Here is a 13,891-nt window from a genome sequence, read left to right as displayed (position 1 = left end):
CGAACAATTAATAACCGCTTGAGGGATTTTGAGAAGAGTGTGGCATTACTTTACGCACACTCGGTAGAAGCACTTTGGGTTTTGCAGCTTTGTTTAAGTCAGGTAGCTCCACTCTGCCTAACCGATTAAAGATGGAGCGAGTAGCGCCTAGTAACCCGTTAACTTATAAACTCTGTGAGTATGGTTAAAGCCTTTAAACTGGTGCTCTTCTTCGTTGGAAAAATCGTAGCTGTCTCTGGCCTGAGCATATACTGGATAGCTGACTTTTATTTCACCTGGTTGGCACAGACCCTGAATACGACTGGTAAGATTCACACCACTGCCTACTGCTCTAAAGACGATCAGTTCGTTGGAACCGAAGTTACCTAAAGTCACATAGGATTGGTGAATACCAATACGCAATGACAGATGTTGTTCCAGTCCTGTTTGTCGCCATTTTTCTGCCAGCTCACCAATGGCTTTGTTCATCTCTGTCGCCAATGAGATGGCTTTAAGTGCCTGAGTCGGTTTGTCGAGGTGCTCAAGTGCACCAAATAAAACCACCAGACCATCACCGAGTACTTCGTTGAGAAGACCATTGTGGTTATCGGTCAACTTGCCCATTTCACCCAAGAACTCATTTAAAATGTCGGTTACGGTTTCGGGCTCGAAGCGATCAGAGAATTCGGTGAAACCCACCAGATCGGCAAAGAGTACCGTGATACAGCGACGCTCTGGCTGGATGCTTTCTTGCTGTTCTGAGGCCATGATTTTTTCCACCAGCTGGCGCGGGAAGTAACGGCCAAGGCGGTTTAAGGTTTGCTCCATGACTTTGAGCTGAGCTCTTTCTTGCTGCGACTCAAAGACTTCTCGCAACATCAGCAAGGTTTTAACTCGGGCGACGAGAATTTTTCGATCAACGGGTTTGCTGATGTAGTCGTTAGCTCCTGCGGAAAAGCCAGTACTGATGTCTTCTGGTTGAGTTTTTGCCGACAGTAACAGGATTGGTAACTCTACCTGAGTGTAGTGCTCACGGATTTTTTCTGTTGCTTCAAACCCAGACATCCGTGGCATCATGACATCCATAATGATCAGATCGAAAGTGTTTCTGCGTAATATTTCTAATGCATCAAGACCGTCAACGGCTTCACTCACCTGGTATTGTTGCATGGATAAGAAGTCGTTAAGCACTTGGCGATTGAGCGGGTCGTCATCGACGATTAATATCTTGGTGTGTTCGCTACCTAGCAGCTGAAGATTTCTTGCTCGTGGCTCCAGATTGAGGGACTGATGTTTAAGCAGTGGGAAGCTTTCGCTTTCGGCATCTGGTGCTTTTTCGCTGGTCGATTCTTCTTGTTCTGCCTTCGGTAGGGTAAAGTAAAATGAAGAGCCTTGAGAGGGTTTGGATTTTAGCCAGATACGCCCATCTTGTAATTCAACCAGCTGTCGTGACACTGCTAACCCTAAACCTGTCCCGCTTTTAAGATGCAGAGAACTGGTTTCTAGCTGCTCAAATGGTTTGAATATGACGCTTTGCTTATCTTTGGGTATGCCTGCGCCGTTATCTTTAACACAGATCTCAACTTCTGTATCAAGAATACGCGCCGTTAGTTCGACGGTGCCGCTGGTTTGCGTGTATTTAATGGCGTTGCCCATCAAATTATAAAGCACCTGACGCAGTCGGTTTTCGTCTGCATATACATGAGGTAAAAAGCGTGGAAGAGAATTAATTAACTCCAGCTTCTTTTCTTCAGCCAGTGGCAACAGTAAGTTGATGACAACTTTCGCAGCGACACGTAAGTCTACCGGGCGACGATTGAGTAATAAGCCTTGGTGGCGTAGCTTTTTAAAATCGAGTATTTCATCGACCTGATGGGCCAGACGCTTACCACTGTCGATGATCAAACTCAGATGGTTAAGAGTTTTATCGTTTAAGGGGCCTGCAATGCCTTCTCGTAATGATTCGGCAACGCCAATGATGCCATTTAGAGGCGTTCGAAGCTCATGAGAGGTATTGGCCAGAAACTCATCTTTTAGCTTATCGATGCGTTTAAGGTGAGCATTAATATCTTGCTGTTCTTTCAGTTTGCGAGAATGACGGAAGACCGCCGCACTGACCAAAGAGACAAATAAGAATAGATACAGCGAGTAAGCCCACCAGGTTGCCCAAACAGGCGGTGTGATGGTTAATTGGAGTCGATACTGATCATCAAACCAGAAGCCGTCGCTATTGGATGAGCGCAGTTCAAAAGTGTAATTGCCGGGCGCCAGATTGCCGTACTGGATCTGGTTTTCTCCCGTCAGGTATTGCCACTGCTTATCTTCTGGTAATAAACGGTAAGAATATTGAATGCGTTGTGGCAGTCGCAAATCCAGTGCGCTGAATTGAAACAGCAGGTTATTTTTGTCGAACTCTAAATCGAGCTGGGTGATCTTTTCCCAGTTTTTATCAAATAGAGGTTCATGATTAATACTGATCTGAGTGATAAACAACGGCGGTTTATATTGGCTAAAAGTAATGCCCGAAGGTTTTATCACAGCGACGCCGGACACGCTGCCAAAATAAAGCAGGCCATTGGTGGATTTTAATATGGCATTGCCATTGAATTCGTCGGCCGGTAGTCCATCGAGGGTGGTAAAGTTTTTAAACTGATTGTTAATGGGATCAAAACGACTGAGGCCACGGTTGGTACTTAACCAGATGTAGCCTGATGCATCGCTAGTGATGGCGTAGATGGTATTGTTGGGGAGTCCATCAGATTCGTAATAGGAACGAAATTCGAAGCGCCCATTTAAACGGTCTTCGTTCTTTAACAGGTTGAGCCCTTTGTAAGTACCTATCCACAGGTTGCCGCTGTCATCCTGAAAAATCGAGCGCACGGTGTTATCACTTAAAGAGCTCTCTTGATCTGGTTGATGAGGAAACGATAGGGACTGGCGGAACTCTGGATCGTAACGTTGAATACCATTGTCTCTGGTGCCAAACCACATAATGCCCTGATCATCTTGTAGCATGGTATGTTTGGCCGATATACCCAGCTCTGTTATCTCAGCGGCAAAACGAAAGTCTTCTAGCATTTCTCCGGTGGTGCTGTCGAGCATGGCCAGCCCTTCTTCCGTAGCCACCCAAATATTATTCATTCTGTCGTGAGTGACTAATAAAATGCGTTCGAGACTGAATGCGCGATTGGAGGAAGTGATCGCCGTTCGTTGAAACAGCTCTACCTCTCCACTGTCGATACTCGGGTCCAGTCGTGCCACCTGCCCTTGCTGATTGCCGAACCAGACTTTGTTATTTGCATCCACTGCCAGTGTGGTAATACGACTACCTACTTCGATCTGATCTTTGTCGTGAAATTGCCGGTAGTGTTTGAATTCGCCAGTTGTTGGATTGTAGCGATCGATGCCATTGAGCGTGGCAAACCAGATAATGCCCTGGTTATCTTGATCGATTCCATTAACGTAGTTATGAGCGAGACTGTTGTCGTCAAAAGGTAAATGTTGCAGTCGTGAGAAGTTCTGGAAGTGAGGTGTGGTTTTATTGATACCGCCCCCTGCTGTACCAATCCAGATCTGTCCGCTTCTATCTTCCAGCAACGACCAGACATCATTGATAGATAAACTATGAATATCGGCGGTATTGTTTTTGAAGTGCAAGAAGGTGCGGCTGGCTTTAGGCTTGAGGTTTAGGCCTCCCCTTTCGGTTCCTACCCAGAGGTTACCCAGGCTATCTCGCAGAATTTTGGTGACATGATTACTGCTCAGGTCGGCGTTGTCTTTATCATAGTGTTCAAAGGTACGGCCATTGGCCAGTAAATGATACAAACCGTTGCGCTGAGTGCCAATCCACAGACTGTTGTCTACATCTAAGTATAGAGACTCGATTCCTGTAGGAGCCGACTCAGATTCAAAGCGAGTAAAAATCAGGTGTTCTATATTAAAGTGACTAAGGGTGTTTTTGGTGGCGACATAAAGATCGGAATCACCGTCACTGGTGATGGCGGTAATGGTGCCTTCTGGGATGGACTGACTATCCAGTGGATTACCATAGTACTGGATGAATGAGTCGGTTTCTGGAATGTATTGGTTCAGGCTATTAAAGGTTCCAACCCAGAGGCGATCAGACTTATCTATGTAGAGGGCGGTAACATTATTGTGGCTGAGTGATTCAAAGTTTTCGATAGAGTTTTCGTAACGTTTGAATTTTCCTGTTTTGGGATTCAGGCGATTTAGGCCGCCACTTTCTGTTCCAATCCAGATCATGCCGTCTTTGTCTTCTACCAAAGCCGTGATGACATTATTGGATAAGGTGGTGGGATCTTTACGTTCGTGAGTAAAACTTATGAAGTCGTAGCCGTCGTATTTGTGCAACCCTTCGTAAGTGCCGATCCAGACAAAGCCATGCTGATCCTGCAATAGGGCGGTAATATTATTTTGCGGCAACCCATCGGCGCTGGTGATTCGGTTAAAGCTGAGTTCTGCTGTTGTTGCAAAAGCCGATGTATTGATCAGTATGAATGCCCCACAGAATAATAATGTGAGATATTTAAGGGCAAAACATTGCAGGCGCTGAGATAAGTCGCGCAATAATAAATTCATTCAAAGGCTTAATTGTAATAACGTTATGCTGATTATAAGTTTAACTCAAGATACCATGAAAACTATTTTTACAGCGATTCTTGGTAATCATACTGATTGTTGATTAACAACACAAAATGAAATGAAACTTCGGTACTCATTTTAGACCATTATTTTTACATTCGGAGTAAGTGGATGTCTCAGCTGCCTCAGGGGCCTAGCCAAATTCGGTCATTAGATGCTGTCCCTAACGCCCCCGCTCGCTATGAGCCGATTGGATTTATTCTGCGTTTGGCAAAAGCGCTGCATACCTACGGCGTTCCTGCTTATGAGTTAGAAAAAACCATGACCGCTTGTGCTCATCAGCTGGGATTTGGGTTGCAATGTCTATCGCTGCCTACCAGCATTACTATGACTCTGATGCAAAAAGGCGGTGAAACACAGACCTATGTTATTCGGGTAGCACCTGGAGAAATTAATCTAGACCGCCTCACTCGAGTCAGCCGGATCGCACATAAAGTGATGCGTGGCGCAATGACACCGCAAAAAGGCGCAACTGCCTTGCAAAAGATCAATGCCAGTCGGCCAGTGTATTCTCGCTGGATGGTGATTATGGGATTCATTCTGGTTTCGGCATCGGTTGCCAGAGTGTTTGGCGGCGGTTGGTTTGAAATTATTGGCGCAGCCAGTTCGGGTCTGGCGCTGGGGATATTGGTGCTTTCCTCTATGTCGGTGAGTTTGTTGGCGCATTTGCTACCCGCAACAGCGGCGCTCACATGCACCTTGGTAGCTTATGCGACTGGATACTTTTTGCCAGGTACTCAAGTGTATATCAGCATTGTGTCAGGGTTGATCATTTTGTTGCCTGGACTGACTCTAACCATTGCCATGACAGAACTGGCGACTCAAAACTTGATGTCTGGAACGGCTCGCCTGTTTGGTGCTGGTACCGTATTTATTTTGATGGCCTTTGGAATGGCTATTGGTAATCAGATTGGTAAGGGCTGGCCTGATACAACAATGGCCATGCCCATTATGAATTTGCCACTATGGACTGAGTGGCTGGCGGTGATTGTTGGATCTATTTCGCTGGTTATTTTGTTTCAGGCGCGAATAAAAGACACTGGCTGGGTCATTTTAGGCGGGCTAGTCGCTTTTGCGACAGTCAAATACGCTAGCGTTCTTGTTAGTAATGCATTGGCTGCTTTTTTAGGTGCGATTGCCGTTGGCGCCTGTGCTAATTTGGTCAGTCGCTTTAAAGGCATTCCCGGTGCGGTAGTCGTGGTTCCTGGGTTTATTATGCTAGTTCCGGGGTCGGTCGGCTTTAAAAGCCTGACAGCATTGCTGGAACATGATGTCGTCGCGGGTCTCAACACCGCCTTCGATATGGTTCTGGTGGGAATTTCTCTGGTGTCTGGGTTATTGATATCGTCGTTGGTTACCTTACCGCAAGCTAGCGAAATGCACGAAATCGAAACTGAGCTTTAGAGCCTGAGAGGATGCTTTCTGAAGCGTAACTCGATCAGTCTGAGTTACGCACCACCTCGGCTGGCTTTGATAACTGAAAGTACAGGTACTCTTTAAAGTCCTCGGCATAAGGCTGCTTAGCGATGGCTTGTTGCATGCACGTGAGCCAGGCGTTTTTCTCTGCATACCCGATCGTGAGGTGTTTATGCACCTGAGGGATGCTGATGGGGCCGTATTTTTCGCGGTACAGCTTTGGCCCTCCCATCCAGCCACAAAGAAAGCGGTACAACTTGTCTCGCGATATCGCATTGTCTTCGGGGTGCATGGCAAATATTTTTTTTGCTTCGGGTAACACCATCATGATGTCATAGAAGTCATCAACCAACTGCTTTACGCCTTGTTCTCCGCCAGCGGCCTGGAATGATGCATCCAATGTCCCATAGGCTGCTCCTGAGGTGTTCAGGTTTTGAATGTTGGGTGAGGAGGTTTTATCAGTCATTAAGCGCTTACCATGATTTTGCATTTGAGGATTATATCGTTAAACAGCATCGATTTATCGATATTCTCCTATAATTTTATAAACGATGAGCGATCGCTGCCCGGTAGTTTGAATCATTCTGGAGAATAGGATTGAAAGCACTGTTAGCTACTCTATTTACTATTGGAATTTTTTTGTGCGTATGTCAGGTATTCAACTTTTATAATGGCCAAAACGTTTATGACTTTTGCATTCAATATTCTTCTGGTAATCCTGTCAGTGAACTTTCAAAAGCCGCCAAAAAAGCCGGCTTTAAAGTCATTCGCTCAAAAAAAAATAAGGGCAAGCTGTTTGTTGTTTATGACCCGCCCTTTTTCCCGCTCAAACAATATCGTTGTGAAGTGTTTCACGAGGATGGAACGATAACTGAGCAAATCTTTTCTGAATCTTATTAGTACCAGCCCCATTTTCGCTCTGCTTTGCAGAAAAATGAGTTTTGGCAGTGACTATCAATGATTAGAGAGATAGTTGCTAAAGTTCATTCTTGTGTTTTTCGGTGTCTGCTTTGATGTTTTTGTAGGCCATGATGCCGAAATAAACGAACATCCCAAGCATAAATATAATCACAGCCAAGCTTAGCAGACCTTCAAAAGTGCCGAACAATTCTTTCCAAACTTCCATCACTTTGACCTCTTTGCGCTACGTTGTGTGACTAGCTTATCTCAAGCTGTTACCGAGGCACTTGATCAAGATCAGTACAATGCCAAATGAGCATGAAAACAGGCTAGAAACCTTGCCGGAGTTGCATCAGTCGTCGTTTGTAGGAGCCTATTCTACTTCAATGAGTTAGTTTCTTGTTTTTTAACCCATTGATTTGTAATAAGTAAAAATGATCTGTCTATTTTTTGTCTCATTCGATATTGCCAAAACTTAAAGATACATATAATATGCATCTTAATTGATGCTTTTTATATGTATCTTTAAGAGGGTAATGTTATGAATACTGATGCAAGAGTCTTATTGAACTGGGCCGATACTTTAATCGTGGTGGGTTTGCTGGGGACTTTGCTGTCAACGATTGCGGCCTATTTTGCCGACCAACATCTAACCTTGGCACAACAGATAGCTGCACATCTTGGCATATTGCTGTTTCCCAGTGTTTTGAAGTTGGCTTACGTCGCTCGTCTTAATGCTATGAAGCACCTTAACTATTGGACTTAATGTTAAATAGAAGCTTTTGAGGATGAAGCAGGATTCTACAGCCTGGTTGCGTCAGGGGTATTGGCTCTAACGGGATTTTGATTTTTGTGCCGATTTTTACTTGGCCAAACTGGATGAAAAAACGGGCTAGCGATGTGGCTCAAGTTCTAGCACCTGATAGAGTGTGGGGTTACTACTTTTGACCAGATCAGCCAGACAATATTGACGCAGCGATTGGATAAACTGATCGGCTGCTTCATTAAGAATTTGTCGGAGGCTACAAGCTGGCGAAATACGACATGGGGGATCACTGCACTCCACGACTTTTAGGTTGTTTTCGAGCAGCAATACAATATCGGCAAGATTAATTTCTTCTGGCTTCTGGTTGAGACGAAACCCCCCGCCCTTGCCTCGTTTGGTAAAAAGAATGTTTGCCTTACCCAGTTGGTGAACAATTTTATTCACATGGTTGCGTGAGATGTTGTAGGTGTTGCTTATCTCATCGATGCTGGCTAGTCGCTCTGGCGGTAATAATGCGAGGTAGGTCAGTAGTCGAAAACCGTAATCTGTGTAGCGGGTTAATTGCATAAAGCTCTCTGTTCACTTGCTGTCCCTTATAAAATACATCCAGTTTGTACGATATGAAAGAGAAATTATTTGATTAGAATAAAACAGCGGCAAAGTTTTCATAAGTAACTTATTGTGCGATATGAGCGCTTAGTGAAGAAGAGAATGCAGTTGCTTCTACCAACTTCATTTTCTTACTCTATTTACGTTAAAAAGAAACTTGCAAGCCTGCGGTAATGTTCGAAATTTCGACATTATCTTTATTATGTAATCGATTATATTCAAAACGGAAAGTGGATTTATCCGATAATCTGGCGCTAATACCTAGCCCTATCGACAGGTCTTTGTATTGTGTGTTTCTGTCTTGTACAAACTCGTGCAAAGTGATTTGGTTATAACCTACCGACACGAAAGGCGATAAAAACTCATGGGGTAAAAAGAGGTAGTTACTATAAATCCCTATGCTTTCTTTCACTTTCCAGAGATCGAAAGATGTGAGGTTAAACACATTGGCCGATTTTACTTGGTCATCCGACGCACTCATACCCAGACGCAATTCGGCTGACCAGTTATCATTAAAATAATGACCAATAGTGGTTTGCAGATAGGTTGGTTTTGCTTGTTCTTTTAAATCCACAAATAAAATATTGCCAACACCGTCGACATAGACGATTTGGTCGTACTTTTTTACATCGGCTTGTGCATAATTAAAATTGATATAGTTTTTAGCATTTGTGTGAGCAGAAAAAAGAGCTGCTGTCCCCAGTAGAGCCATCACTAATGTTGTTTTCATAAATATCCTCAAATTCATTGCTAATTAATAAATTCCTATCATTTCTGCTTTAAAGTTTTGGCAGAGAAAATTATTCCTTGATAGACGTGCTTTTGATTAAACGGTAGCTTCCCTGTCTTGGGGTTGCAGCTTTTCAGGGGCGGTGATTTAAAAGTGTCACTATCGGTGAGATGAGAGTGTTAAAAAGCGTCGGACTTTTGCTCTGTGGTCGATTCGATGACCACAATCAGGATGCTGCTTGCGATTGATTAGCAGCTTGCTTATCATGCCGCCTATAAAGTCAAATCTGCATTTCTTACCCATGATTTCTGTATCATATTGGGTAAATAAAAAGCTCATAGAAAACAAAGAGTTGGATTTTCTTGTAATCGAGTGTTCTGGTTGCAGTTTAAGCCTCTAGTACTCTGTGTGTTTTCTGAACTCAAAAGGAAAGCCATTATGTCGTTAACGAATCCTGTGATTCTGGTTGATGGATCATCGTATTTATTCCGCGCGTTTCATGCCATTCGTGATTTAAGCACCAGTAAAGGGTTTCCAACCAATGCGATCCGTGGCGTGGTCAGCATGATTCGGAGCTTGATTAAAAACTACCCAGAGTCCAAGGTCATTGTTATTTTTGATGCCAAGGGGAAAACTTTTCGTAATGACCTTTACGCTGAATATAAAGCCAACCGCCCTCCCATGCCCGATGACTTACGCGTTCAAATTGAGCCAGTCCACAATATTATTCGAGCGATGGGCTTGCCGTTATTAGTCATTGATGGTGTTGAGGCCGATGATGTCATTGGTACATTAGCGCACCAGGCAACGGAGATTGGGCAAGACACATTGATCTCTACTGGCGACAAAGATATGGCTCAGTTGGTGAATCAGCATGTTGAACTGATTAATACTATGACCAATGTTCAAATGGACGTTGCGACGGTTAACGAGAAGTTTGGTGTAGCGCCTGAGCAGATCATTGATTACCTGGCTTTGATGGGAGACAAGGTAGATAACATTCCTGGGGTTGAAAAATGCGGCCCTAAAACAGCGGTTAAATGGTTAACGGAATATGGTTCGCTAAAAGGTGTGATGGAGAATGCTGACAAAGTGAAAGGTAAAGTCGGTGAGAACCTGAGAAATGCTCTGGAACAGCTGCCTTTATCTTATGAGCTTGCCACCATTAAAACCGATGTTGAGCTAGAGCAGTCGCTGCAGGATATCCAGCACTCTGAAATCGATATCGAAACCCTTCAGGATTTATACAAAGAATATGAATTTAAAACCTGGTTAAAAGAACTTTCTGCAACTGGCGACGAAGAGGCTGACGATGCACCCGCCAAGCTGTCTGGTGAGTACGAAACGATTTTGACCGAAGCTGACTTTACTCGTTGGTTGGATGCATTAAGCAATAGTGAGTTATTTGCTTTTGATACCGAAACCACCAGCCTTGATTATATGGTCGCTGAGTTGGTGGGAATGTCTTTTGCCGTTGAAGCAGGTAAAGCCGCCTATCTGCCTGTTGGCCATGATTATCCGGGAGCACCGGATCAACTTGATCGCGACTGGGTTCTTGAGCAACTTAAGCCTTTGTTGGAGTCTGAGTCAGCCAAAAAAGTCGGGCAGAATTTAAAATACGACGCCAGTGTTCTGGCCCGTTATGGCATTCAGATGAAAGGCATTGCCTATGACACCATGTTGGAGTCTTACACTCATAACAGTGTTGCCAGTCGTCATGATATGGACAGCCTGGCCAGCAAATACCTGGATATGACAACGATTCATTTTGAAGACATTGCTGGTAAGGGTGCTAAACAGCTGACCTTTAACCAGATTGAATTAGAAAAAGCGTCAGATTACGCGGCAGAAGATGCCGATATTACTCTACGCCTGCACCAAGAACTATGGCCCATGTTAGAACAAGAAAGTGGTCCTCGTGGCGTTTTTGAACACATCGAAATGCCTTTGCTGTCGGTGTTATCAAAAATTGAGCGACAAGGTGTGCTGGTTGATGGCCAACAGTTGCGAGAAAAAAGTCAGCAGTTTGCTGTGCGTATTAAAGAGCTTGAAGAACAGGCCCACGAGATTGCAGGTGAGCCGTTCAATCTGGGCTCACCCAAACAATTGCAGCAAATATTGTTCGAAAAGCTCGGCTTGCCAGTCATTAAAAAGACGCCTAAAAAGCAACCATCAACGGCAGAAGAAGTGTTGCAGGAACTGGCACTGGATTACCCGCTCCCTAAAGTGATTTTGGAGTACCGAGGCTTGTCCAAATTAAAGTCTACCTATACCGATAAGCTGCCAGAAATGATCAATCAAAAAACGGGTCGAGTGCATACCTCTTACCATCAGGCGGTCGCGGCGACTGGGCGACTGTCGTCTACTGATCCTAATTTGCAGAATATCCCCATTAAAAGTGAAGAAGGTCGCAGCATTCGTCAGGCGTTTATTGCTCCAGAAGGCTATAAGGTAGTTGCAGCCGACTACTCACAAATTGAATTGCGTATTATGGCGCACTTGTCACAGGACAAAGGCTTGCTTGAGGCTTTTTCTGAAGGCAAAGATATTCATAAAGCCACCGCTGCAGAAGTCTTTGGCGTTAGCGAGTCAGAGGTAACCTCTGAGCAACGACGTCACGCGAAAGCGGTTAACTTTGGATTGATCTATGGTATGTCGGCATTTGGTCTGGCCAAACAGTTACACATTGGCCGGGACGAAGCGCAACATTACATTGATACTTACTTTGCTCGTTACCCCGGGGTTGAGCAATATATGGATACCACACGGGTTACTGCCGCTGAGCAAGGATATGTCGAAACCTTATATGGCCGACGTTTGTACCTGCCCGAAATTAATTCCAGCAATGGCATGCGCAAAAAAGCGGCTGAACGAACGGCTATCAATGCGCCCATGCAGGGGAGTGCAGCGGATATCATCAAGCTGGCGATGTTAAGTATTAATCAGTGGTTGGAAGAGAGTGAGCTGGATTGCCGAGTCGTGATGCAGGTTCACGATGAATTGGTATTTGAAGTAGCAGAGTCGCAATTGGATGAAATCGTACCGCAGATCTGCCAAAAAATGATGGAAGCTGCTGAATTGAGTGTGCCGTTGATCGTAGAAGCAGGAGTCGGTGATAACTGGGATGAGGCTCACTAGAGCCTGCCGCGCTGCCGTGCGTAATACTTTGGGTATATAGAAGGAAGAGGGGAACCATTCGTTAACAATTTTTTACATGTTGGGATGGTAACGATTGAAACCTTTCGCCCCTTGGCACGTCTTAATATATGACACCATGATGGTGTCTCCCGCGACACCCTCCTTCTATCTGCGGGATATTGGGTCTGATAACCCCAAGTCAGACTCTATCGCCTCCAATCGCTAGCGCTTGGAGGCTTTTTCTTTTCTAGTCTGTGGTTTTTTTAGGTTCCGTTTTGGTTGTCGGAAATTGATACCATTCCACCAGCTTGGTTAATAACTGATCGACACCTTGTCGCTTGAGTGAAGAAAATGCCTGAGCAGTAAATTCTGGGTGAATGTCTTTAACCGATTTTTTGACGCTGAGTAGCGTGCTCTTTTTGGCACTCTGTTTCAGCTTATCTGACTTGCTGAGCAAGACATGAGAGGGCAAACCGACTTCTGCTGCCCAGTGCAACATTTCTAAATCCACTTCTTTAAGAGGGTGGCGTATGTCGCTCAGCAACACCAGACCTTTGAGGCAGTCGCGTTCTTGTAGGTATTGAGCCAGTGTGGCTTGCCAGCGATGCTTGATCTCTAACGAAACCTTGGCAAAGCCGTAGCCGGGCAGATCCACCAGTCGTCTTTCATCATCCAGGGTAAATAGATTGATCAACTGCGTGCGGCCAGGGGTTTTACTGGTTCGCGCTAAACTTTTTTGCTCGCACAGTGTATTAAGAGCACTGGATTTTCCCGCGTTGGAGCGGCCCGCAAAAGCGACTTCAAATCCGGCATCTGGAGGGAGCTGTGCCAGCTGTGCTGCACCCATAAGATATTGGGCTTTTCTAAATGGATTAATAATCGTCATGGTAGGTGGTGGCTTTTTAAAAGTGATTTACCTATAATTCATGCACTTTCGAGTTGGCGCAAGTGTAGCATGGTGTATGCTATGTGGAAGTAATTTCTGAGGTTTTGCGCGGAATTAAGGACCAGAGATGAAAAAATTTGCAGTTTTAGCTGTTTTTTTGGGGCTAGTATCCGGCGGGGCCTTTGCCGGTGATGTTGAAAAAGGTCGAGCTAAAGCCGCTGTGTGTGGCAGTTGTCATGGGCAGGACGGTAATACTACGCTTCAGGGTGACTATCCGAAGCTGGCAGGACAGAATGCTAAGTATATTGTGCAGCAGCTTAAAGACTTTAAGTCAAAAGCTCGCGCCAACGATATTATGTATGGTCAGGTGACTGCCTTATCTGATGAAGATATGGAAAACATTGCGGCATACTACGCAAGTCTGGACGTTCAGTACGCTGCGGTTCCTGATGAGTTCATTGAAATGGGTCAGCGTTTGTACCGAGCAGGTGATAAAGCGTCTGGTATCCCAGCGTGTACAGCATGTCATGGCCCACAGGGCAATGGTTTGAATGCTGCTGGATTTGCGGCACTGGGTGGCCAAAATCCTGAGTACACTATCGCTCAGTTAAAAGCTTTCCGTAACGGTTCGCGTGAAAATGATCCTAATCGTATGATGAGAGACATTTCTGCCAAGCTAACTGACGAGCAGATGAAAGCCTTAGCCTATTATTTGGTGGGTTTGCACTAAAAGTTGATAGATTGCTCAAAAAGGCGGCTTCGGTCGCCTTTTTTAATGCTTCAAAATCAGTCACAATGGGCATTA

At 44.8% G+C, this 13,891-nt stretch carries 11 protein-coding genes; 5 read left to right on the top strand and 6 right to left on the bottom strand.

The window, feature by feature from the left end:
- Positions 1–147: 147 nt before the first annotated feature.
- On the bottom strand, positions 148–4,578 hold the full coding sequence (locus NH399_RS18600; protein ID WP_253042690.1) for a two-component regulator propeller domain-containing protein: 4,431 nt from the start codon (positions 4,576–4,578) through the stop codon (positions 148–150).
- Between the two features lie 174 nt (positions 4,579–4,752).
- Between NH399_RS18600 and NH399_RS18595 the strand changes: the two genes are divergently transcribed.
- Positions 4,753–6,045 carry a threonine/serine exporter ThrE family protein gene (locus NH399_RS18595; protein ID WP_253042689.1) on the top strand — a complete coding sequence of 431 codons (1,293 nt, stop codon included), beginning with the start codon at positions 4,753–4,755 and terminating at the stop codon, positions 6,043–6,045.
- Positions 6,046–6,079: 34 nt separating this feature from the next.
- Here the strand turns inward: NH399_RS18595 and NH399_RS18590 are convergent, their stop codons facing one another.
- The gene (locus tag NH399_RS18590) at positions 6,080–6,523 is read right to left on the bottom strand and encodes a group II truncated hemoglobin (protein ID WP_253042688.1); all 444 of its coding nucleotides are present in this window, start codon (positions 6,521–6,523) and stop codon (positions 6,080–6,082) included.
- A 131-nt stretch (positions 6,524–6,654) separates the two neighbouring features.
- Here NH399_RS18590 and NH399_RS18585 point away from each other — a divergent pair, with 131 nt between their 5' ends.
- Complete coding sequence (locus NH399_RS18585; RefSeq protein WP_253042687.1) at positions 6,655–6,957, top strand: hypothetical protein; 303 nt, start codon at positions 6,655–6,657, stop codon at positions 6,955–6,957.
- 76 nt (positions 6,958–7,033) lie between these two features.
- Here the strand turns inward: NH399_RS18585 and NH399_RS18580 are convergent, their stop codons facing one another.
- Entirely contained in the window at positions 7,034–7,183 is a 150-nt protein-coding gene (locus NH399_RS18580) for a DUF3149 domain-containing protein (RefSeq protein WP_253042755.1), read from the bottom strand.
- A gap of 315 nt (positions 7,184–7,498) precedes the next feature.
- Between NH399_RS18580 and NH399_RS18575 the strand changes: the two genes are divergently transcribed.
- Positions 7,499–7,723 (top strand): hypothetical protein, encoded by a 225-nt coding sequence (locus NH399_RS18575; RefSeq protein ID WP_253042686.1) that lies wholly within the window; start codon positions 7,499–7,501, stop codon positions 7,721–7,723.
- A 126-nt stretch (positions 7,724–7,849) separates the two neighbouring features.
- On the opposite strand, the gene NH399_RS18570 is transcribed toward NH399_RS18575, so the two are convergent.
- Positions 7,850–8,290 carry an Rrf2 family transcriptional regulator gene (locus tag NH399_RS18570; protein ID WP_253042685.1) on the bottom strand — a complete coding sequence of 147 codons (441 nt, stop codon included), beginning with the start codon at positions 8,288–8,290 and terminating at the stop codon, positions 7,850–7,852.
- A gap of 187 nt (positions 8,291–8,477) precedes the next feature.
- Positions 8,478–9,062, bottom strand: coding sequence for an outer membrane beta-barrel protein (locus tag NH399_RS18565; RefSeq protein WP_253042684.1), 585 nt, complete (start codon positions 9,060–9,062; stop codon positions 8,478–8,480).
- 438 nt (positions 9,063–9,500) lie between these two features.
- Here NH399_RS18565 and polA point away from each other — a divergent pair, with 438 nt between their 5' ends.
- Positions 9,501–12,200, top strand: a complete 2,700-nt coding sequence (gene polA / locus NH399_RS18560) for a DNA polymerase I (protein ID WP_253042683.1) — start codon at positions 9,501–9,503, stop codon at positions 12,198–12,200.
- A gap of 247 nt (positions 12,201–12,447) precedes the next feature.
- Here polA and yihA read toward each other — a convergent pair whose 3' ends face one another.
- Entirely contained in the window at positions 12,448–13,086 is a 639-nt protein-coding gene (yihA, locus tag NH399_RS18555) for a ribosome biogenesis GTP-binding protein YihA/YsxC (protein ID WP_253042682.1), read from the bottom strand.
- A 127-nt stretch (positions 13,087–13,213) separates the two neighbouring features.
- Between yihA and NH399_RS18550 the strand changes: the two genes are divergently transcribed.
- Entirely contained in the window at positions 13,214–13,816 is a 603-nt protein-coding gene (locus tag NH399_RS18550; protein WP_253042681.1) for a cytochrome c, read from the top strand.
- The last annotated feature ends 75 nt before the right edge of the window (positions 13,817–13,891 follow it).

The sequence above is a fragment of the Pleionea sp. CnH1-48 genome, from assembly GCF_024124665.1.
Classification (GTDB): Bacteria; Pseudomonadota; Gammaproteobacteria; order Enterobacterales; family Kangiellaceae; genus JAMXSB01.
This window is presented reverse-complemented; position numbering and strand designations above follow the sequence as displayed.